General features: G+C 73.0%; 20 protein-coding genes. 14 read left to right on the top strand and 6 right to left on the bottom strand.

Translation table 11 applies throughout. From position 1 onward, the window contains the following. Positions 1-164: 164 nt before the first annotated feature. The 11 genes from AC3A5R_RS09455 (at position 165) to AC3A5R_RS09405 (ending at position 10,244) form a co-directional block, all read left to right on the top strand. Positions 165-293, top strand: a complete 129-nt coding sequence (locus AC3A5R_RS09455) for a DUF1684 domain-containing protein (RefSeq protein WP_487620496.1) — start codon at positions 165-167, stop codon at positions 291-293. Positions 294-407: 114 nt separating this feature from the next. Beyond that, positions 408-1,337: a glycerophosphodiester phosphodiesterase family protein gene (locus AC3A5R_RS09450; protein ID WP_487620495.1), complete on the top strand. Its 930-nt coding sequence runs from the start codon at positions 408-410 to the stop codon at positions 1,335-1,337. Positions 1,338-1,569: 232 nt separating this feature from the next. Further along, entirely contained in the window at positions 1,570-2,226 is a 657-nt protein-coding gene (locus AC3A5R_RS09445; RefSeq protein WP_487620494.1) for a TetR/AcrR family transcriptional regulator, read from the top strand. 3 nt (positions 2,227-2,229) lie between these two features. Next, entirely contained in the window at positions 2,230-2,691 is a 462-nt protein-coding gene (locus AC3A5R_RS09440) for a PPOX class F420-dependent oxidoreductase (protein ID WP_487620493.1), read from the top strand. A 30-nt stretch (positions 2,692-2,721) separates the two neighbouring features. Continuing rightward, the gene (coaE, locus tag AC3A5R_RS09435; protein WP_487620492.1) at positions 2,722-3,927 is read left to right on the top strand and encodes a dephospho-CoA kinase; all 1,206 of its coding nucleotides are present in this window, start codon (positions 2,722-2,724) and stop codon (positions 3,925-3,927) included. Between the two features lie 76 nt (positions 3,928-4,003). After that, complete coding sequence (gene lplAB, locus AC3A5R_RS09430; protein ID WP_487620491.1) at positions 4,004-5,053, top strand: lipoate-protein ligase LplAB; 1,050 nt, start codon at positions 4,004-4,006, stop codon at positions 5,051-5,053. Between the two features lie 78 nt (positions 5,054-5,131). Next, the gene (locus AC3A5R_RS09425; protein WP_487620490.1) at positions 5,132-5,515 is read left to right on the top strand and encodes a YciI family protein; all 384 of its coding nucleotides are present in this window, start codon (positions 5,132-5,134) and stop codon (positions 5,513-5,515) included. A gap of 40 nt (positions 5,516-5,555) precedes the next feature. Next, positions 5,556-7,667: an excinuclease ABC subunit UvrB gene (gene uvrB, locus AC3A5R_RS09420; protein WP_487620489.1), complete on the top strand. Its 2,112-nt coding sequence runs from the start codon at positions 5,556-5,558 to the stop codon at positions 7,665-7,667. A 12-nt stretch (positions 7,668-7,679) separates the two neighbouring features. After that, a complete protein-coding gene (locus AC3A5R_RS09415) occupies positions 7,680-8,042 on the top strand; it encodes an MmcQ/YjbR family DNA-binding protein (protein WP_487620488.1) in 363 nt (120 codons plus the stop codon). A 193-nt stretch (positions 8,043-8,235) separates the two neighbouring features. Continuing rightward, positions 8,236-9,279, top strand: coding sequence for a TerC family protein (locus tag AC3A5R_RS09410; RefSeq protein WP_487620487.1), 1,044 nt, complete (start codon positions 8,236-8,238; stop codon positions 9,277-9,279). Between the two features lie 77 nt (positions 9,280-9,356). Continuing rightward, positions 9,357-10,244, top strand: a complete 888-nt coding sequence (locus AC3A5R_RS09405) for an oxidoreductase (RefSeq protein WP_487620486.1) — start codon at positions 9,357-9,359, stop codon at positions 10,242-10,244. A 21-nt stretch (positions 10,245-10,265) separates the two neighbouring features. On the opposite strand, the gene AC3A5R_RS09400 is transcribed toward AC3A5R_RS09405, so the two are convergent. From AC3A5R_RS09400 to AC3A5R_RS09390, 3 genes are all read right to left on the bottom strand, one after another. Further along, positions 10,266-11,654 carry an MFS transporter gene (locus AC3A5R_RS09400; RefSeq protein ID WP_487620485.1) on the bottom strand — a complete coding sequence of 463 codons (1,389 nt, stop codon included), beginning with the start codon at positions 11,652-11,654 and terminating at the stop codon, positions 10,266-10,268. A gap of 87 nt (positions 11,655-11,741) precedes the next feature. Next, positions 11,742-12,629, bottom strand: coding sequence for an EamA family transporter (locus AC3A5R_RS09395; RefSeq protein ID WP_487620484.1), 888 nt, complete (start codon positions 12,627-12,629; stop codon positions 11,742-11,744). After that, the gene (locus AC3A5R_RS09390; RefSeq protein WP_487620483.1) at positions 12,626-13,420 is read right to left on the bottom strand and encodes a C40 family peptidase; all 795 of its coding nucleotides are present in this window, start codon (positions 13,418-13,420) and stop codon (positions 12,626-12,628) included. The genes AC3A5R_RS09395 and AC3A5R_RS09390 overlap by 4 nt, the downstream gene beginning before the upstream one ends. 177 nt (positions 13,421-13,597) lie before the next feature. Between AC3A5R_RS09390 and AC3A5R_RS09385 the strand changes: the two genes are divergently transcribed. From AC3A5R_RS09385 to AC3A5R_RS09375, 3 genes are all read left to right on the top strand, one after another. Further along, positions 13,598-13,936, top strand: a complete 339-nt coding sequence (locus AC3A5R_RS09385; protein ID WP_487620482.1) for a hypothetical protein — start codon at positions 13,598-13,600, stop codon at positions 13,934-13,936. A 71-nt stretch (positions 13,937-14,007) separates the two neighbouring features. Continuing rightward, positions 14,008-15,687, top strand: coding sequence for an NAD(P)/FAD-dependent oxidoreductase (locus tag AC3A5R_RS09380; RefSeq protein WP_487620481.1), 1,680 nt, complete (start codon positions 14,008-14,010; stop codon positions 15,685-15,687). A 10-nt stretch (positions 15,688-15,697) separates the two neighbouring features. Continuing rightward, on the top strand, positions 15,698-17,089 hold the full coding sequence (locus AC3A5R_RS09375; protein WP_487620480.1) for a sensor histidine kinase: 1,392 nt from the start codon (positions 15,698-15,700) through the stop codon (positions 17,087-17,089). 10 nt (positions 17,090-17,099) lie between these two features. Here the strand turns inward: AC3A5R_RS09375 and AC3A5R_RS09370 are convergent, their stop codons facing one another. Genes AC3A5R_RS09370 through AC3A5R_RS09360 form a run of 3 tightly spaced genes read right to left on the bottom strand, consistent with a single transcriptional unit; the run spans position 17,100 to position 20,399 of the window. After that, entirely contained in the window at positions 17,100-17,783 is a 684-nt protein-coding gene (locus tag AC3A5R_RS09370) for an MBL fold metallo-hydrolase (protein WP_487620479.1), read from the bottom strand. A 2-nt stretch (positions 17,784-17,785) separates the two neighbouring features. Beyond that, positions 17,786-18,493, bottom strand: a complete 708-nt coding sequence (locus AC3A5R_RS09365; RefSeq protein ID WP_487620478.1) for a maleylpyruvate isomerase family mycothiol-dependent enzyme — start codon at positions 18,491-18,493, stop codon at positions 17,786-17,788. Further along, positions 18,480-20,399 (bottom strand): glycoside hydrolase family 15 protein, encoded by a 1,920-nt coding sequence (locus AC3A5R_RS09360; RefSeq protein WP_487620477.1) that lies wholly within the window; start codon positions 20,397-20,399, stop codon positions 18,480-18,482. Before AC3A5R_RS09360 ends, AC3A5R_RS09365 begins: the two co-directional genes overlap by 14 nt. Positions 20,400-20,440 lie beyond the last annotated feature (41 nt).

Raw genomic sequence — 20,440 nt, 5'->3', positions numbered from 1 at the left:
GACGATTTCCTATGCGGAGAGTAGGAATTGCGTTGGTCGACTCGACCGGCCTCAAGTGGTGAATCACATTGCAGGACAATGGGACTCGATGACGGGGTGGGCGTGGTGACGACGCGTCGCCGGGGGCCTCGCGGGTGGTTCGAGAGGTTTGCGCACTGCGCGCCGTGGAGGTCGACCTCAACCGGGCCGTCAACCTCCCGTTCGCCTTCACCGAGTTCGGCACGTGCCCGGCGCCGGTCGACGGCAACGTCCTGCCCGTCGCCGTGACGGCGGGAGAGAAGCACCCGTCATGAGGTCGTGCAGGCACAGGCCGGCGCCCAGTACGGGGGACGGGCGTTGGCTGCAGCGGCGGCGGACCGACAGTCCACTAACCCATGGGTGTTCCATGCCGTCGCTAGGTTGGCAGGGTGAGCGACCCGGCAGACCTCGTGACCCGTCACACGACGCCCGTGGCGGGGGGTGGGTCGGCGCGCGGGCCGTGGGCGTCCGGGCGCTTCGACGTCGAAGGGCACCGGGGCGCCAAGGGCCTCGTCGTCGAGAACACCCTGGCCAGCTTCACGGCAGCGTTCGACGCCGGGGTGACCGGCGTCGAGCTCGACGTGCGCCTCACTGCCGACGGCGAGCTCGTCGTGTGGCACGACCCCGTGCTGCTGTCCCACAAGTGCCGGCCCACCGGCCCGGACGTCGTCGGCCGACGCGTCGACGAGCTGACGCTGGCGCAGCTGCGCACCGTCGACGTCGGCAGCCAGGGCCTGCCCGGCTTCCCGGGCCAGCGCACCGACCCCGGCGCTCGCATCCCGACGATGCGCGAGGTCGTCGGTCACGGCCTCGAGAGGTCTCCGAACGTGTGGTGGACCATCGAGCTCAAGGTCGACCCGCGCGACCGGACCGAGGCCGCCCGCCGTGACGAGCTGCTCGACGGCGTCCTCGACGTCGTCCACGACCTCGGCGTCGACGACCGCTGCTTCGTCCACTCGTTCAACTGGTCGGTCCTCGAGCGGGCCCGCGAGGTGGCGCCCGACGTCGCCCGCTCGGCGCTCGTCGAGGCCGGTGTCACGTGGGTGCCGGACAGCCCGTGGACCGGCGGCGTCGACGTCGCGGCGCACGGAGACGACGTGGCGGCCGGTGCGGCCGAGGTGGGAGCCCACGTCCTGTCGCCGGAGCACGTGCTGGTCGACGTGGCGCTCGTGGAACGTGCGCACGCGCTCGGCCTCGGAGTCCTGCCGTGGACCGTCAACGAGCCCGAGCACATCCGCGCCGTCGTCGGAGCCGGCGTGGACGGTCTCGTGTCCGACTACCCGGACCGCGCGCTCGCCCTTCTTGCCGGGTCGGGCTGAGCGGGAGCGGCGACGAGGGACCGCGCCGGGCAGTCCCGGTGCGATCCCTCGTCTCCCCTCGAGCCGACCCGTGCGGGTCGGGTGGGCCGGCCGTGCGACACTCGATCGTCGACAGGTCGCCGCTGTCGGCCCGTTGTGCCGGTGGGCGCAGCAAACGGGTGGGGACCCCTGACCCCACCCATTCGCTGGAACCCCGTTCCAGCGAAACTCATGATCCCCACGAAGGGCGCAGATGTCAACAGACCGGGTCTACGACAACAGCTCCCGGGCGCAGGCGGCCCGGGCGACCCGCCGCCGAATCGTCGACGCCGCACGAGGCATGCTTCTCGCCGACGGCTACCACGCGATGTCGGTCAGCCAGCTCGCCTCGACCGCGGGGGTGAGCGCCCAGACCGTCTACAACGCCATCGGCGGCAAGGCCGACGTCGTCAAGGCGGTCTACGACGTGCTCCTCGCCGGCGACGACGAGCCCGTCGCGATGCAGGACCGGCCGGAGTTCCGCGCCATGTCCGACGCCCCCGACCGTGAGGGCTTCGTGCGGGCGTACGCGGCCCTGTGCGCGACGATCTACGAGCGCGTCGGGCCCCTCCTCGGCGTCATCCTCGCCCAGGGCGCCGGCGGCGACACCGGGCTGCAGGAGTTCGTCGCGACGATCGACTCCGAGCGCCGGGCCGGCAACACCAACGCGCTCAACGCGCTCGAGGCGGCCCATGGCCTGCCCGGCGGGCTGGACCGCAAGGGCTTCACCGACCTCGTGTGGACCCTGACGGCCCCCGAGATCTACGACCGATTCGTCCGCCGCTGCGGGTGGACCCACGAGATGTACGCCACCTGGCTGGCCGAGGCGCTCGTGGCCGTCTTCGACCGGGCCAGCGCAGGAGGGCAGTGACCGATGCCGCGCCAGATCGCGACCAACACCACCGTCGACCGTGACGGGATGCTCGAGTTCGTCCGGCCCCGCCACTCGATGGTCCTCGTGACCACCCGCTCCGACGGGAGGCCGCAGACCTCCCCGGTCACCGGCGGCGTCGACGAGCACGGTCGCATCGTCATCTCGACCTACCCCGAGCGGGCCAAGACGACCAACGCCCGCCGCCGGCCGGCCGTCAGCGTCCTCGTCCTGTCCGACGACTTCGGCGGGGAGTGGCTGCAGGTCGACGGCGACTGCGAGGTCATCGACCTGCCCGAGTCCGTCGAGCCTCTCGTCGACTACTACCGCGCCATCTCCGGCGAGCACCCCGACTGGGACGAGTACCGGCAGGCGATGCACGACCAGGGCAAGTCGCTGCTGCGCGTCACGCCGACACGGTGGGGCCCCATCGCCACGGGCGGTTTCCCGGCCCGCCTCGCCTGACGCGGGCCCCCGCGCCCGTAGGGTTGCCGGATGCTGCGCGTCGGGGTCACCGGAGGGATCGGGTCGGGCAAGTCGACGGTGTCACGGCGGCTCGCCGAGCTCGGCGCGCACGTCGTCGACGCCGACGCCGTGGCCCGCGAGGTCGTCGAGCCCGGGCAGCCGACGCTCGCGGCGATCCGCGAACGCTTCGGCGCGGCGGTGATCCGACCCGACGGCACCCTCGACCGCGCGGGTCTCGCCGCCGTCGTCTTCGCCGACGCCGACGAGCTGGCCGCCCTCGACGCGATCACGGGTCCGGCGATCGTCGCGCGGGTCACCGCGCTGAGGGCAGCCGCGCCCGCCGACGCCGTGTCGGTCTACGACATGCCGCTCCTCGTCGAGCGCGGCCTCTGGGTGCACGAGCACCTGTCGGTCGTCGTCGAGGCCGACCCGGACACCCGGGTGCGCCGGCTCGTCGAGCAGCGCGGGCTCGACGCCGACGACGCGCGGCGCCGCATCGCCGCGCAGGCCACCGACGCCCAGCGCCGGGCGGTCGCCGACGTCGTCCTGCCCAACGACGGCAGGCCCGAGGACCTGGCGCGTGCCGTCGACGCCCTGTGGGAGCAGCGGCTCGCCCCGTACGCGGCCAACCTCGCGAGCGGCACCCGATCCCGGCGTCCGGACCGGGCGGACGACTGCGTCGTCGCGCCGCGGCCCGACTGGGAGGCCCGCGCCGAGCGCGTCGTGGCCCGGCTCGCGGCCGCCTTCGCACCCACGGGCGTCCTCACCGAGGTGTCGCACGTCGGGTCGACGTCGGTGCCGGGGCTGCTCGCCAAGGATGTCGTCGACGTGCAGGTCGGCGTCCGCCACCTCGCCGACGTCGAGCGCGACGACGTGCGGGCGGCGTTCGCACGCGCCGGCTACGTGTTCGACCGCGGCATCCACTCCGACACGCCCCATCCCGAGGGTGCCGACGCGTCCGACTGGCTCAAGCAGTTCCTCGGCGGGTGCGACCCGGGCAACCACGTGCACGTCCACGTGCGTGAGCACGGCTCCGCCGGTTGGCGGTTCGCGCTGCTGTTAAGGGACTGGCTCCGCCACGAGCCCGCCGAGCGCGACGCGTACGCCGCCGAGAAGCGCCGGCTGCTGGGGGAGCACACGACGACGTCGGACTACGTCGTCGCGAAGGAGCCCTGGTTCGAGGTTGCCTGGCACCGCGCGAACGCGTGGGCAGAACGCACCGGCTGGCGCCCCTGACGCCTCGGCCACCGGTGCGCCGCCGCCGGCCGAACGCGCCCGGCATACACGGAGAGGTGTCCGTGTTGTCCACGTCGTGCGTGGTGAGTACAAGGTCCCCGGTGGCAAGCTCGTGGCGGTCGACGTCGAGGAGGTGGGCGGCCGGCTGGCGTCGGTCAGCGTCTCCGGCGACTTCTTCCTCGAGCCCGACGAGGCGCTCGACGACATCAACGCGGCCCTGACCGGTCTGCCCGTCGACGCCGGCGTGGAGCGGCTGGCGTCCGCCGTCACCGCCGCCCTCGACGACTCCGTGGCGCTCGTCGGGTTCACGCCCGAGGCCATCGGCATCGCCGTGCGCCGCGCCCTCGGCAAGGCGACGGGCTGGGACGACCACGCGTTCGACGTCATCCCGCCGCGGGTCCTGCACCCGGCCCTGCACGTCGCCCTCGACGAGGTGATCGCCGGGGAGGTCGCCCGCGGCGAACGTCCGCCGACACTGCGCTTCTGGGACTGGGACAGCCCGCTCGTGGTCATCGGCTCGTTCCAGTCGGTCCGCAACGAGATCGACCCGGAGGGGGCGGCCCGGCACGGCATCGACGTCGTGCGGCGCGTCTCGGGGGGCGGCGCGATGTTCATGGAGCCGGGCAACTGCATCACGTACTCGCTCGTCGTGCCCGGCTCGCTCGTCGAGGGCCTGAGCTTCGAGCGGTCCTACTCCTTCCTCGACGAGTGGGTCATCGGCGCCCTCGAGGAGGTCGGCGTCCGCGCGCACTTCGTGCCGCTCAACGACATCGCGAGCGAGGCCGGAAAGATCGGAGGCGCCGCCCAGAAGCGCTTCGCCGACGGCACCGTCCTGCACCACGTGACGATGTCCTACGACATCGACGCCGACAAGATGCTCGAGGTGCTGCGCATCGGCCGGGAGAAGATGAGCGACAAGGGCCACCGGTCGGCGAACAAGCGGGTCGACCCGATGCGCAGCCAGACCGGGCTGTCGCGCGAGGCGATCCTCGACGCGTTCGCCGCGTCGTTCTCGCGGCGCTACCGGAGCAACCCCTCCGACTACACCGAGGCCGAGCTCGGCGAGGCCCGGCGCCTCGTCGACACGAAGTTCGCGACGCCGGAGTGGACGAACCGCGTGCCGTGACGTCGAGGCGGGGCCGACGGCTCCGACGTCCCCTCCGAGGCGGCAGACTGGCCGCTCACGACCGAAGGGACGCCAACCGTGAAGTACGTCATCCTCATCCACTCGAACCCGCAGCCCTGGGGCCACCCCACCGGTGACTTCATGCCCGAGGCGCTCGCCCGCCCGCAGGAGGAGCGGGAGCGCGGTGGCGCCGCGTTCGACGCGATGCTCCAGCAGCTGTCGGCGAGCGGCGAGCTCAAGGGCGGCGAGGCGCTCGGCGATCCCGTGTCGTCCCGCCTCTACCGCTGGGACGCGAGCGGCACCGTGGCGACGGACGGGCCGTACGCCGAGGCCAAGGAGCACCTCGCCGGGTTCTTCCTGCTCGACGTCGCCTCGCCGGAACGGGCCGAGGAGCTGGCCGTGCAGTTCGCCGGACCGGGCGACACCGTCGAGCTGCGGCCCGCCTACGTCTGGGAGCAGTAGGCGAGTGGGCGCTGTCGGTCGTCGGACGTACGGTTGAGCCATGCGTCCGACGACCGACCTCCAGCGCACGGTGTCACCCTTCGAGGTGATCTCCGAGTACACCCCGAGCGGCGACCAGCCGACGGCCATCGCCGAGCTCGCGCGCCGGGTGAGGGCGGGCGACACCGACACGGTGCTGCTCGGTGCCACCGGGACCGGCAAGTCGGCCACCACCGCGTGGCTCATCGAGCAGGTCCAGCGCCCGACGCTCGTCATGGCGCCGAACAAGACCCTCGCCGCGCAGCTGGCCAACGAGTTCCGCGAGCTGCTGCCGAACAACGCCGTCGAGTACTTCGTCAGCTACTACGACTACTACCAGCCCGAGGCCTACATCCCGCAGACGGACACCTACATCGAGAAGGACTCGTCGGTCAACGACGAGGTCGAGCGGCTGCGCCACTCGGCCACCAACTCGCTGCTGACGCGTCGCGACGTCATCGTCGTGGCGTCGGTGTCGTGCATCTACGGTCTCGGCACGCCGCAGGAGTACGTCGACCGGATGGCCCGGCTCAAGGTGGGCCAGGAGATCGTCCGCGACGACCTGCTGCGCCGCTTCGTCGAGATGCAGTACACCCGCAACGACCTCGCCTTCACGCGGGGAACGTTCCGCGTCCGCGGCGACACGGTCGAGATCATCCCGGTGTACGAGGAGCTCGCGGTTCGCATCGAGTTCTTCGGCGACGAGATCGAGCGCATCTACACGCTGCACCCGGTCACCGGCGAGGTCGTCAACGAGGAGCAGGAGATGTACGTCTTCCCGGCCTCGCACTACGTCGCCGGCCCCGAGCGGATGGAGCGCGCCATCCGCGGCATCGAGCTCGAGCTCGAGGACCAGCTGGCCCGCTTCGAGAAGCAGGGCAAGCTCCTCGAGGCCCAGCGCCTGCGCATGCGCACGACCTACGACGTCGAGATGATGCGCCAGGTCGGTTTCTGCAACGGCATCGAGAACTACAGCCGCCACATCGACGGTCGCACGTCCGGCTCCGCGCCGAACTGCCTGCTCGACTACTTCCCCGAGGACTTCCTTCTCGTCCTCGACGAGTCGCACCAGACCGTCCCGCAGATCGGGGCGATGTACGAGGGCGACATGTCGCGCAAGCGGATGCTCGTCGAGCACGGCTTCCGGCTGCCCAGCGCCATGGACAACCGGCCGCTGAAGTGGGAGGAGTTCCTCGAGCGCATCGGCCAGACGATCTACCTGTCGGCGACGCCCGGCGAGTACGAGATGGCCAAGTCCGGGCCGCCGGTCGAGCAGATCATCCGCCCCACCGGTCTCGTCGACCCGGAGGTCGTGCTCAAGCCGACCAAGGGCCAGATCGACGACCTCATGCACGAGATCCAGGAGCGGACGAAGCGCAACGAGCGCGTCCTCGTCACGACCCTCACCAAGAAGATGGCCGAGGACCTCACCGACTACCTGCTCGACAAGGGCATCCGGGTCCGGTACCTGCACAGCGAGGTCGACACGCTGCGCCGCGTCGAGCTGCTCCGCGAGCTGCGCACCGGCATCTTCGACGTCCTCGTCGGCATCAACCTGCTCCGCGAGGGCCTCGACCTGCCCGAGGTGTCGCTCGTGGCGATCCTCGACGCCGACAAGGAGGGCTTCCTCCGGTCGGCGCGCTCGCTCATCCAGACGATCGGCCGCGCGGCCCGCAACGTCTCCGGCCAGGTGCACATGTACGCCGACTCCATCACCCCCTCGATGCAGGAGGCGCTCGACGAGACCAACCGCCGCCGCGAGAAGCAGATCGCCTACAACACCGAGAACGGCATCGACCCGACCCCGCTGCGCAAGAAGATCGCCGACATCACCGACCTGCTCAACCGCGAGGACGCCGACACCGCCGAGCTCATCGGCTCGGGCCGGTCCCAGTCGCGCGGCAAGAACGGCGGCGGGCGAGGCGCGGTCCAGGCCGACGTCGGAGTCTCCACGGGGTCGGGCAAGCGTCCCGCCGACATGGCGGCGGCGGACCTCGCCGGGCTCATCCAGGAGCTCACCGAGCAGATGCACCAGGCTGCGGCCGAGCTGCACTTCGAGCTTGCCGCCCGGCTTCGCGACGAGCTCGGCGACCTCAAGAAGGAGCTGCGCCAGATGAGCGCGGCCACCCGGTGAGGGGCTGAGCGGATGACCGGTCGCGGCGGGTCGGTCTCGGACCGGCTGCGGGCCGAGGCGCTCGGCAAGCCGGGCGCCTGGGAGGACTCGCCGTGGGACGGCGACACCGTCGCCAAGGTCGGCGACAAGATCTTCGCCTTCCTCGGTCCGGCCTCGATCGGCCTCAAGTGCGCGCGCAGCCGCGACGCGGCCGACGAGTGGCTGCAGCGCCACCCCGCCGACGCCTCCGTCATGGCCTACATCGGTCGGCACGGCTGGAACACCCTCCGCACCGACGGCGCGATCGCCGAGGACGAGCTGCTCGAGGCCCTCGACACGTCCTACGACCTCGTCGTGGCCGGTCTGCCGCGTCGGCAGCGCCCGACCGCCCGGTAGACGGCCCCGATTCGACGCGGGATCCTCGTGATGAGAGGATCAGGCGTTCTCGGAGGGGAGTATCCCTGCTGCGACGGGCTCGTCATCACGGAGCGGTTCACCACGGCTCCCGGTCCCGTCGGTCCGGTCGCCACGCGCGACGGGGCGGGAGAGACCTCCGGTTGCTGATCTCGGTGACCGGAAGGTTGTGCCCATGAACGTTCCCGTGTGGGGCTGGTTCCTCACGATCGGCCTGATGGCCGTGTTCCTCCTGATCGACATCCTCGTCATCGCGCGGAGGCCGCACGTGCCCTCGATGGCCGAGGCCGGCCGGCACCTCGCCTTCTACATCGCGGCGGCCGTCGTCTTCGGCCTCTTCGTGTGGTTCGAGTGGGGAGGGCAGTACGCGGGTGAGTTCTACGCAGGCTGGCTGACCGAGTACTCGCTGTCGGTCGACAACCTCTTCGTCTTCCTGCTCATCATGGCCAGCTTCAAGGTGCCCCAGAAGCTCCAGCAGTCGGCCCTCATGATCGGCATCGTCATCGCCATCGTGCTGCGCGGCGTCTTCATCGGCCTCGGCGCCGTCGTCATCAACGCCTACGCGTGGGTCTTCTACATCTTCGGCGCGTTCCTCGTCTACACCGCGGTCAAGCTCGCGACGCAGGGCGAGAGCGACGACGACGAGTTCGAGGAGAACCGGTTCCTCAGGTGGGTCGAGAAGCGCTTCCCGGCCACGACCGAGTGGAACGGCACGCGCCTGACCGTCCTCGAGCAGGGCAAGCGCCTCCTCACGCCGATGTTCATCGTCATCCTCGCCCTCGGCACCACCGACCTGCTCTTCGCGCTCGACTCCATCCCGGCGATCTACGGGCTGACGAAGGAGCCCTTCCTCGTCCTGACGGCCAACGTCTTCGCGCTCATGGGCCTGCGGCAGCTGTACTTCCTCATCGGCGGACTCCTCAAGCGCCTCGTGTACCTCAGCATCGGCCTGGCCGTGCTGCTCGGCTTCATCGGCGTCAAGCTCGTCATGCACGCGCTGCACGAGAACAACCTGCCGTTCATCAACGGCGGACGGCCGATCGAGGGCGTGCCCGACATCCCGATCTCGGTGTCGCTCGGCGCCATCGTCGTCATCCTCGGCGTCACGACGGTCGCCAGCCTCCTCAAGTCGCGCCACGACGCCCGCAACGGTGAGGCGGTCGAGGCCGGCGCTGACGCGGCGCCCAGCTCCGACGCCGACGCGGCGCACCGGTCCTGACCACCTCGCCGGCCCCCGGGCTCCCGCGCTAGGTTGCGGTGGGACCACCGCCCGGGTGGCAGGACGAGGAGCAGGCGATGACCAGCACGGACGGCACGACGACCGGCGGCACCGGGGGCGACGCGACGCGTCGGGGCGCGGTGCTCGTCACGGGGTGCAGCTCCGGCATCGGTCACGCAACGGCCGCACGGCTCCTCGCGGACGGCCACGTCGTCTACGCGACGGCGCGCCGCCCCGAGACCCTCGAGTCCCTGGCCGCGGCCGGGGCCCACACCCTCGAGCTCGACGTCACCGACGAGTCCTCGATGCGCACCGCGGTGGCCGAGGTGGAGCGTGAGCACGGCGCGGTCGGAGTCCTTGTCAACAACGCCGGCTACGGCGAGTACGGGCCCGTCGAGGAGGTGCCGCTCGAGGCGGTCCGCCGCCAGTTCGAGACGAACGTCTTCGGGCTCGGGCGGATGTGCCAGCTCGTCCTGCCGGGCATGCGCACCGCCGGCCGCGGCCGCATCGTCAACATCGGCTCGATGGGCGGTCGGATCACCTTCCCGACCGGTGGCTGGTACCACGCCTCGAAGTACGCGGTCGAGGCGCTGACCGACGCTCTCCGTGTCGAGGTCGCCCCGTTCGGCGTCGAGGTCGTGCTCGTCGAGCCGGGGCTCACCCGCACCGAGTTCGGCGACGTCGCCTCGCAGGGTCTGTCCCGCGGCGGTGACGACGGACCGTACGCGACGCTGCGGGCGACGTCCGACCAGGTCACCGAGCGCAACTACCGCTCGCGCAACGCGGTCGGGCCCGACGTCATCGCCGGCGTCGTCGCCAAGGCCGTCGAGAGCGAGCACCCGCGCAGCCGCTACCTCGTCACGCCGGCGGCCAAGGCCCTCGTGGCGACTCGCCTGCTCGGCGGCGACCGCGTGTGGGACGCCGTGGTGCGGCGCAGCTTCGACCTGCCGTCGTCACCCGCCTGACGCGCCCGGGCGCGGCGCCGATCAGCGGACGCGGTGGGCGGCGAGCCAGCCGACGACCGCCGGAACGAGCATGGTCAGCAGGACGGCGACGTACGCCGGTGCCCCGTACGCGTCGGGGCTGCTCGACCCCGCGGCGGTGAAGACGAGCGCCGACACGGCGATTGCCGTGGCCGCCCCGGCGGAGTCGCCGATCTGCAGCGCCGAGCTGACGAAGCCCTGCTCGCGGTCGTCGGCGCGCGACAGGGCCTGGGCGGTGACGCGCGGGTAGAGGGTGCCGATGCCGAGGCCGAGCACCGGGAAGACCGCGACGAGCACCCAAGCGGGTGCTCCGGCCGCGACCCCGGCCGCGAGGGCGACGAGGGTGACCGCCATGGCTCCGAGCGCGAGCCGGGCGGTCCTGCCGATCTCGAACCGGTCGGACCAGCGTCCCTGCACCCACGAGCCCGCGAACCACGTGACGCCGGTGACGGTCAGCGCGACACCGGCGAGGCTGGGGGACAGGTGGTCACGCTCGGTGAGCAGCCTCGGCAGGTACACCTCCCCGCCCGTGAAGGCGGCGAACGCCAGGGCTCGCAGCGCGACGTCGCTCGGCAGGCCGCGGCGCAACCGGAGCGTGCCGGCCGGCATGAGCCGGCGCAGCGTGGCACCGACGACGACGAGGGCCACGACGGCCACGAGGAGCGAACGGACGTCGACCGCACCGGACACGGAGTTGAGCACGAGGACGGCGAGGGCCAGCGCCACCGACGCCACGACGGCGCCGCGGCGCCAGGGCACGGGCACCGGCTCCTGCCGGAGGCCGGTGACGATCCGCGACAGGAGCGCCGCGGCCCCGACGAGCACGACGATGGCCAGGCCGAAGACCCAGCGCCAGCCGATGGTCTGGGCGATGAGCCCCGCGACGAACGGCCCCGCGATCGAGGGCACGACCCACGCCGCCGAGAACCCGGCGAGGATGGCGGTGTGGAGGCGCTGCGGGTAGACGCGCGTCACCATGACGTAGAGCGCCGTGCTCGTCATGCCGGCGCCGAGGCCCTGCACGACTCGGGCCCCGACGAGCACCGGCATCGTCGGTGCGAGTCCTGCGCCGACGAGGCCTGCGGCGAAGAGGACGAGGCCGATGAGCAGCGGTGGGCGCGGACCACGCCGGTCGGCGAGGTTGCCGCTCCAGACGATGCTGACGATGCCGGCGGCGAGCGTCGCCGTGAACGCCATCGCGTAGAGCGACTCACCGTCGAGGTCGGCGGCGATCGTCGGCATGACCGTCGTCAGCGCGAGGGCCTCGAACGCGTGCAGCGACACGAGGGCGAGCATCCCGACGGTCGTGGCGCGCAGCGCCGGTGACAGCAGGCCGCCGCGGTCGTCCGGGCTGCGGGTCGGCTCAGCGGTCACGGCTTCGGGGGTGGTCACGCCGCGACGCTACGACTTCGAGTCCACCTGAGGTCAACCGGCCCCGCCCAAAGCCGGACCGGCGGGCGGCGGCCGGCCCGCGACGCGTCACGGGCCGAGGCTGGGGTCGGGCTCTGGCTCCTCCGGCGGCTCGTGTCGTCCTTGGGCACCGAGCACCATCGCACTGGCGCCGACGACGAGGCCCATGCCGACGAGCTGCCCGGCGTCGAGGACCTGGTCGAGCACGACGAACCCGGCGAGGGCCGCCACCGCGGGCTCGAGCGACAGCAGGATGCCGAAGACGCTCCGCGCGAGGTGGCGCAGGGCGACGAGCTCGAGGGAGTAGGGCAGCACCGAGGACAGCACGGCGATGCCGAGGCCGAGGGCGACGTCGCCGCCGGTCCACGTCGGTACCGAGGGCAGGCCGATGGGCGCGACGAGCAGGGAGGAGACGACGAGGGCGAGCGCGAGCCCGTCGAGCCCGGCGAAGGCGCGGCCGGTGCGCTGGCTCATCACGATGTAGGCCGCCCACATCGCTCCGGCGAGGGCGGCGAAGAAGATGCCGATCGGCTCGAAGCGCCCCCAGGACGCCCCGAGCGCGCCCGAGACGAGGACGACCCCGAGGCCCGCCGCGACGACCGCGGCGATGTCGCGCCCCCGACGGCTCAGCACGGCTGCGAGCGTCAGCGGTCCGAGGAACTCGATCGTCACGGCCACGCCGATGGGCAGGTGCGCGAGCGAGGCGTAGAAGGCCGTGTTCATCGCGGCGAGCGCGGCGCCGAAGAGCACCACGGTGAGCCAGTCGGAGCGTGAGCGGCGCCGGACCGACGGCCGGGCGACGGCCACGAGGATGAGCATGGCGAAGCAGAGCCGCAGCAGCACGGATCCCGCCGCGCCGATCCGCGGCACGAGGGTCGCCGCGAGCGCACCGCCGAACTGGACCGAGACGACGGCGCCGAGGACGAGCAGCGGCGCGGTGCGGCGGTCGATGCTCATGGGAGGGGGAGCCGTCCCGCAGCCACGAGCGTGTCGATGCGGTCCTGGGTCAGCTCCTCCTCGACGAGGACGCCGCCTGTCTCGGACGCGTGCACCATGCGACCCGGCTCGACGACGATGCCGACGTGGTGGATCCGCCGGCCGGGGCGGGCGAAGAAGTAGAGGTCGCCGGCGCGGACGGCGTCGAGGGCCACGGGCTCGGCCGTCTCGGCCTGGGCGTAGGCGTCGCGCGAGACGACGACGCCGAGGCGGCGCCACGCCGACAGCACGAGCCCCGAGCAGTCCAGGCCGAGCGGCGACGTGCCGGACCAGAGGTAGGGCAGCCCGAGGTGGCCGCGTGCCAGGGTGACGGCGGGGTGCGGGCCGTCGAGGGACGCCGCATCGGCGGACGCCGCCGGGCCCGCGGGCACGGTCTCGCCCGGCTCGAGCGGGCGCAGGTGCGCGGTGGGCACCCAACCGGGGTAGCCGCGCCCGTCCTTGGGGGAGCGCTGCCACGGTGCGACGAGGTGCGACCAGCGGCCCGACGCGTCGGTGCCGGTGACGAGCACCGGCTCGCCCTCGAGCAGCTGGGTCTCGACACGGCCGTGCAGCCCCAGGCGGCCGTCACCGGACTCGTCGTCGTCGGGGTGGGCGTCGAGTGCGGCGAGCCAGGCCGCGGCGTCCGGCGCGTCGGCGACGACGGGAGCGTCGACGGCCCGAGGGCTCTGCGGGTCGGACCACACGGTCGTCACGGCGACGCGGGTGACGTGCGTGACGGGCACGCCGGAGGCGGGGGACGGGACGGCGCTCACGCCGGTCATCCTCGCATCCCGACCCACGCGCGGCAGCGCAGGCCGCACCGTGGGAACGACGTCCGCGGACGCCGTCCGTGGGCGTCCGCTGGGAGAGGTCTGCGAGTCTCGTGTCGATGCCGACTCGCCCGTCACAGAACCGTTCTTCGTCCCCAGCCCGAGGAGTACCGTCGAAACATGGACGAGCGGATCATCCTGGAGGGGTTCGACCCTCCGAAGAACCGACGACACGGCCCCGACGGCGACATCGTCGACGTGCAGGGCTGGCTCCACGCCCCGGTCGACTGGACCGGCGGGCCGGAGCTCGAGCGTGCGTGGCGCGAACGCCACGGCCGCTCCCGCCTCGGCGTCGGCCTCTGCGTCGCGCACAGCCTGCGACGGCACTTCATCCTCACGAACGTGCCCGACGACCTGGAGTTCCTGCGCACCGAGCTCGAGTCGTTCATCGCGCTCGCCGAGGGTGACACGTCGGGCATGGGCGACATCTCGGACGTCGACGAGGCCGAGAGCGCCTGACGCCCTCCTCACCATGAGCGGGATCCGCCCACTCGGGCCCGTTCGCGGCTGCCTGCTCCTACGCTGAGGCGGTGGGCAGGCCGGTCATCCTCACCGTCGACGACGACCCTCACGTGTCCGAGGCGGTGGCGCGCGACCTGCGTTCCCGCTACGGCGCGGAGCACCGCGTCGTGCGCGCGACCTCCGGCGCCGAGGCGCTCGAGGTGGTGCGACGGCTCGTCCTGCGCGACCAGCCGCTCGCCCTCGTCCTCGCCGACCAGCGGATGCCGGGCATGACCGGGATCGAGCTGCTCGGACACGTCCGCGACCTCGCCGCCGACGCCAAGGTGCTGCTGCTCACGGCCTACGCCGACACCGACGTCGCCATCGCCGCGATCAACGACATCGGGCTCGACCACTACCTCCTCAAGCCGTGGGACCCCCCCGAGGAGCGGCTCTACCCGGTCGTCGACGACCTCCTGTCCGACTGGCACGCGGCGCACCCCGACCACGCCTCCGACGTGCGCGTCGTCGGGCACCGGTGGTCCGAGCGGAGCCACGAGGTCAAGACCTTCCTGGCCAACCACCACGTGCCGTACGCGTGGTTCGACGTCGAGCGCGACGCCGAGGGCGCGCGCCTGCTCGACGTCGCCGGTGCGGACGCGTCCGACCTGCCGCTCGTGCTCGTGCCCGACGGCGACACGCTGCGCGACCCGGCGCTCGTCGACCTCGCGGCGGCCCTCGGGCTGCGCACCCGTGCCGAGCGCAGCCTCTACGACCTGTGCATCGTCGGTGGGGGACCGGCGGGCCTCGCGGCGGCCGTGTACGCGGCGTCGGAGGGCCTCTCGACCGTCGTCGTCGAGCACGCGGCCCCCGGCGGCCAGGCGGGCCAGAGCGCTTCGATCGAGAACTACCTCGGCTTCCCGCGCGGGCTGTCCGGCGACGACCTGACCCAGCGGGCGCTCGCTCAGGCCAGACGGTTCGGTGCCGAGCTCGTCGTCGCCCGCGACGTGACCGCGCTCGAGGCCCGAGGGCCGGTGCGGGCTGTCCGGATCGAGGGGGGTGACGACGTCGAGGCGCGCAGCGTCGTACTCGCGACCGGGGTCTCCTACCGTCGCCTCGGCGCCGAGGGGGTCGACGCGCTCGTCGGCCGCGGCGTCTACTACGGCGCCAACGCCCGCGACGCCGCCCAGTGCGCCGGCGACGACGTGTTCGTCGTGGGGGCTGCGAACTCGGCCGGCCAGGCGGCGCTCAACCTCGCGCGATTCGCCCGCAGCGTCACGCTCGTCGTGCGCGGTCCGAACCTCGAGGCGTCGATGTCGACCTACCTCGTCGACCGCGTCCGGGCCCACCCCTGCATCGAGGTACGGCTCGGTTCCGAGGTCTCTGCGGTGGCGGGTGCGGAGCACCTCGAGTGGCTGACCCTGCGGGACCGCACCTCCGGGACAACGCTCGTCGTGCCGGGGTCCTGGCTCTTCGTCTTCATCGGCGCGGAGCCGCGCACCGACTGGCTGGGTGCCGACGTCATGCGCGACGACCACGGGTTCGTCGTGACCGGAACGGATCTCGTCGCCAGGGGAGTGGGCAGCGCTGTCGCGCCCGGGTATCCGGTGTGGCCGCTGGCCCGCGCACCCTTCGCCCTCGAGACGAGCCTGCCCGGAGTGTTCGCCGCCGGCGACGTGCGGCTCGACTCGATGAAACGCGTCGCCTCCGCCGTCGGGGAGGGCGCCATGGCCGTCCACTTCGTGCACCGCTACCTGGCGACGGTCTGAGGAGGCCGGGATGGTGACGCGCGACGACCTCCGAGCCGTCCCGCTCTTCGACGGCCTGACCGACGAGCAGCTCGACGCGCTCCTCGACGTCGGCGAGGAGGTGGAGGTCGGTCCGGGCGACCTGCTCTTCCGCGAGGGCGAGCACGCCGACGCGTGGTGGGTGCTGCTCGACGGGTCGCTCGAGCTGTCGCGGCACAGCGGCCGCGAGGACGTCGTCGTCGGTCGGATGGACGTGCCGGGCCGGTGGGCCGGCGGCTTCCGGGCCTGGGACGAGAACGGCGTCTACCTCGCCACCGGGCGCGGGCGTGAGCCGGGGCACGTGCTCCGGGTGCCCGCCGAGCGGCTCCGCGCCTTCGCGGACACGTGGTTCCCGTTCGCCGCCCACCTCGTCGCCGGGCTCTACGGCACGGCCCGCTCGATCGAGGCCACGGCTCGTCAGCGCAGCGCCCTCGTGACCCTCGGCACCCTCGCCGCCGGGCTGGCCCACGAGATCAACAACCCCGCGGCGGCCGCCACCCGCTCGGCGGCCGACCTCGCGCGGGCCTGCGACGCGCTCCTCGAGGGCCTGCGCGACCTGGCCGGCCGGGCCGTCACCGCCGAGCAGTTCAGTGCCCTCGACGCGCTGCGCCGCGAGCTCGAGCCGCCGACGGTGCTGCCCGACGCGCTCGAGCAGGCCGACCGCGAGGAGGCGCTCGGCGACTGGCTCGAGCACCACGGCGTCGCCCGTCCGTGGGAGATCTCCCCGACCCTCGTGGCCTCGGGCGCGGACGTCGCGTGGGGCGAGCGCGTCGCAGAGGCCGTGCCGCCGCACGCAGTGGGGCCGGCCCTCGCGTGGGTCGGCGCGACGGTCGACGTGGCCGCGCTCCTGCGCCAGGTGCGCGAGTCGACGCGGCGGGTCAGCGAGCTCGTGTCGGCCGTCAAGTCGTACTCGCAGATGGACCGCGCGTCGCTGCAGCGCGTCGACGTGCGCGACGGGCTCGAGAGCACGCTGCTCGTCATGGGGCCGAGGCTGCGCGACGGCGTCTCGGTCGTGCGCGACTGGGGCACCGCCGTCCCCCCGGTCGAGGGCCTGCCCGGCGAGCTCAACCAGGTGTGGACCAACCTCGTCGACAACGCCGTCGACGCCATGGACGGCTCCGGCACCCTGACCGTGACGACGCGTGCCGAGGAGGGGTGGGTCGTCGTGTCCGTCCACGACACCGGGCCCGGGCTGGACACGGAGGCGCTCGAGCGGGCCTTCGAGGCGTTCTACACGACGAAGGAGGTGGGCCGCGGCTCCGGCCTCGGGCTCGACATCGCCCGCCGCATCGTCGTCGACCGGCACGGCGGCACCATCGAGGTCGAGTCACACCCGGGCGACACGACCTTCCGGGTGCGGCTCCCGGTGGCCGACGCGTCCTGAGCCGCCCGGCTCACCAGCCGCGGGCGCGCCACTCCGGCAGGGACGGGCGCTCGGCACCGAGCGTCGAGTCGTCGCCGTGCCCGGGGTAGAACCACGTGTCGTCGTCGTAGACGTCGAAGACGCGGGTCGTGACGTCCTCGATGAGCGAGGCGAAGCTCTGTCCCGCGTTCTTCGTGTTGCCCACGCCGCCGGGGAAGAGGCTGTCGCCGGTGAACAGGTGGGTGACGCCCTCGGGGTCGTTGTAGGCCAGCGCGATCGAGCCCGGCGTGTGACCACGCAGGTGCACGACGTCGAGCACGACGTCGCCGAACCGGACCGTGTCGCCCTGGCCGACGCGGTCGTCGACCCGCACGGGCAGCGCATCGGCGTCCTCGGCCCCGGCGACGGTCCGCGCGCCGGTCGCGCGCACGACCTCGGCGAGCGCGCCGACGTGGTCGTGGTGCTGGTGCGTCGTGACGACGGTCGCGAGGCCCGCGCCGCCGTCGCCGACCAGCTCGAGGAGACGGTCGGCGTCGGCCGCGGCGTCGACGAGCAGCTGGGCGCCGGTGGACCGGCAGGTCAGCAGGTAGGCGTTGTTGCCGAAGTCGCCGACCTCGAGCTTGCGGATCGTCAGGGCGGGCAGCTCGCGCACCGCGGCGGGGCCGCCGGCGTCGACGTGGCCGGTGTACGGGGCGGCAGGCGAGGCGTCCCTCATGGTCAGCCCCCGAACGGCAGGGTCGGCAGCGGCCCCTCGACGGTGACGCCGTCGGTGTGACCGCGGGCGAGCCACAGCAGCACACCGGCGCGCGGCCCGGACACCCGGGTCGCGCCCGACCCGAGCACGTGCTCCTCGCCCTCGTCGGTGACGAGTCTGACGTCGGGAGCACCGGGGCCGTCGGGCGTGGTGAGCCGGGCCACGGCGTCGTCGAGGAGCAGCGCGACGACGTCCGCGGGCGCGTCGGCGAAGCCGAACCCGGCGTCGAGGTCGGCGTGGTGGAAGACGAGCTCGCGCAGGCGCAGGTAGGGCACGGCACCGACCGGCATCTCCTGACCGCCGGGCGTCCGGCGCACGTGGACGCCGCCGTGCTCGGGCGTCAGCTGCCCCAGCGCGTCGGCGAGGCGCGCCGCCGAGGCACGCAGGTCGTCGGCCTGTGCCGCGACCGCTCGCCCGGCCCCCGCGGCGATGTCGGCGTCGCGGGCCCCGGGGCTGTCGTACATCGTGTCGGCGACGCCGGTCGTGGCCACCGCCACGACGCGCGTCAGGGCGTCGGCGTTGCGCGCCAGGTGGGCGAGCACGTGCCCGCGCGACCAGCCCTCGCACAGCGAGGGCCCGGCGAGGTCGGCGTCGGAGAGCCGGTCGACGGTGGTGAGCAGACGGTCGGTCTCGGTGGCGACGTGGTCGGGCGTGACGTCACGACGGTGCATCGGCGGCCTCCTGGCGGTCGGCGGGGTCGGGTGCCTCGTAGCGGTGGTGCTCGGCGGATTCGGCGTCGTCGGTGGCCCCGCCCTCCCGGGCGGCCTCCTCGGCCCGACGCGTCGCCCGTTCGATCGCGAGGGCGGCGCCCACGAGCGTCAGGTGGGAGAACGCCTGCGGGAAGTTGCCGACCATGCGCCCGGTGGCCGGGTCGTACTCCTCTGCGAGGAGGCCGACGTCGTTGGCGAGCCGGACGAGGCGGTCCATCAGCTCGGAGGCCTCGTCCAGCATGCCCGCACGCGCGTACGCGGTGACGAGCCAGAACGAGCAGGCGAGGAACGGGTGCTCGTCGCCGGCCAGGCCGTCGACGCCGGTCTGGGTGCGGTAGCGCATGACGAGGCCGTCGCGGAGCAGGTCCTCCTCGACGGCCCGGATGGTGCCGACCATGCGCGGGTCGTCGCCGTCGACGAAGCCGATCGAGGAGAGCGTCAGCAGCGACGCGTCCAGCTCGCCGGTGTCGTAGTGCTGGACGAAGGTGTTGCGGACCGGGTCGTAGCCCTTGTCGAGCACCTCCTGCCGGACGCGGTCGCGCAGCTCGCGCCAGCGCTCGACCGGGCCCTCGAGGCCGTACAGCTCGACGGCCTTGACGGCGCGGTCGAAGGCCGCCCACACCATGGCGCGGGAGTGGGTGAAGTGCCGCAGCGGCCCGCGGATCTCCCAGAGCCCGTTGTCGGCCTCCTCCCAGTGCGTCGCGAGGTGGTTGACGAGGGCCCGCTGGAGGCTCCACGAGTGCTCGTCCTCCTCGAGGCCCCGCTCTCGGGCGTGGTCGAGCGAGATCATCACCTCGCCGAGCACGTCGGTCTGGCGCTGGTCGACGGCCGCGTTGCCGACGCGCACGGGGCGGGACCCGGCATATCCGGCCAGGTGGGCCAGCTCGCGCTCCGGCAGGTCGCGTCCGCCGTCGACGCGGTACATGATCTGCATGTCCTCGGGGTCGCCGGCCACGGCCCGCAGCAGCCAGTCGCGCCACAGGGCCGTCTCCTCGACGTAGCCGCAGCCGAGGAGCGCCTCGAGGGTGAGCGCGGCGTCGCGCAGCCAGCAGAACCGGTAGTCCCAGTTGCGCTCGCCGCCGAAGTCCTCGGGCAGCGAGGTCGTGGCCGCCGCGACGATGCCGCCCGTGGACTGGTGGGTCAGGGCCCGCAGGGTGAGCAGCGACCGGGTCACCGCAGACTCGTACGGGCCGCGGTAGTGGCTCTGCGCGGCGTACTCCTCGCTGAGCGCGAGCGTCTCCTCGATGCGGGCGCGGACGCGCAGCGGGGGCGGCACGTCGTCGTTGCTGCGGAACCACGTCGTCGAGAACGTCATCGTCTGCCCGGCGGTGACGTCGAACTCGTCGACGTGGTGCCCCGCCTGGGCGTGGGGGAGACGCGCACCGCGCAGCACGACCATGTCGGGGCCGGCGATGGCGGTGATGATCTCGTCGACGCGGTCCTCGAGGTCGTCGTGGTGGCGCATGACCCACGGCCGGGTGCGGCCGTAGTTGAAGCGCACCGTCCACTCGTGCTGCATCCGGACCGTGCCCTCGACGCCCTCGATCCGGCGCAGCAGGTCGGAGCGGCCGTCGGCGAGGGGCATGACGTCGGTCACCCGGACCGTGCCGGTGGGGGTGCGGTGGGTGGTCTCGAGGACGAAGGAGTTGCCGACGTAGCGGCGGGTCGTCTCGGCGTCGGGGTCGACGGGCGTCAGGAGCCAGCGACCGTTGTCGGGCGTGCCCAGCAGGGCAGCGAAGCAGGCACGGGAGTCGAACCGGGGCAGGCACAGCCAGTCCACGGAGCCCTTCCGGCTCACGAGGGCGGCGGTGCCGAGGTCGCCGAGGACGGCGTAGTCCTCGATGGGGGTGGACTGCCACGTGCTCATGCAGCGAGTATGCCGAACCCGGGCGGGTGCTCGTCGGGCGC

Source organism: Intrasporangium sp. Soil_C_50 (assembly GCF_057656595.1).
Note: the sequence above shows the minus strand (reverse complement) of the source record. Positions and strands in the feature narration are given on the sequence as shown.

Excerpts from the sequence above, each read along its gene's own strand:
- AC3A5R_RS09445 (WP_487620494.1), top strand. The coding sequence starts at position 1,570 with ATGTCAACAGACCGGGTCTACGACAACAGCTCCCGGGCGCAGGCGGCC.
- AC3A5R_RS09440 (WP_487620493.1), top strand. The coding sequence starts at position 2,230 with ATGCCGCGCCAGATCGCGACCAACACCACCGTCGACCGTGACGGGATG.
- coaE (WP_487620492.1), top strand. The coding sequence starts at position 2,722 with ATGCTGCGCGTCGGGGTCACCGGAGGGATCGGGTCGGGCAAGTCGACG.
- uvrB (WP_487620489.1), top strand. The coding sequence starts at position 5,556 with ATGCGTCCGACGACCGACCTCCAGCGCACGGTGTCACCCTTCGAGGTG.
- AC3A5R_RS09415 (WP_487620488.1), top strand. The coding sequence starts at position 7,680 with ATGACCGGTCGCGGCGGGTCGGTCTCGGACCGGCTGCGGGCCGAGGCG.
- AC3A5R_RS09410 (WP_487620487.1), top strand. The coding sequence starts at position 8,236 with ATGAACGTTCCCGTGTGGGGCTGGTTCCTCACGATCGGCCTGATGGCC.
- AC3A5R_RS09405 (WP_487620486.1), top strand. The coding sequence starts at position 9,357 with ATGACCAGCACGGACGGCACGACGACCGGCGGCACCGGGGGCGACGCG.
- AC3A5R_RS09395 (WP_487620484.1), bottom strand. The coding sequence starts at position 12,629 with ATGAGCATCGACCGCCGCACCGCGCCGCTGCTCGTCCTCGGCGCCGTC.
- AC3A5R_RS09385 (WP_487620482.1), top strand. The coding sequence starts at position 13,598 with ATGGACGAGCGGATCATCCTGGAGGGGTTCGACCCTCCGAAGAACCGA.
- AC3A5R_RS09375 (WP_487620480.1), top strand. The coding sequence starts at position 15,698 with ATGGTGACGCGCGACGACCTCCGAGCCGTCCCGCTCTTCGACGGCCTG.
- AC3A5R_RS09370 (WP_487620479.1), bottom strand. The coding sequence starts at position 17,783 with ATGAGGGACGCCTCGCCTGCCGCCCCGTACACCGGCCACGTCGACGCC.
- AC3A5R_RS09365 (WP_487620478.1), bottom strand. The coding sequence starts at position 18,493 with ATGCACCGTCGTGACGTCACGCCCGACCACGTCGCCACCGAGACCGAC.
- AC3A5R_RS09360 (WP_487620477.1), bottom strand. The coding sequence starts at position 20,399 with ATGAGCACGTGGCAGTCCACCCCCATCGAGGACTACGCCGTCCTCGGC.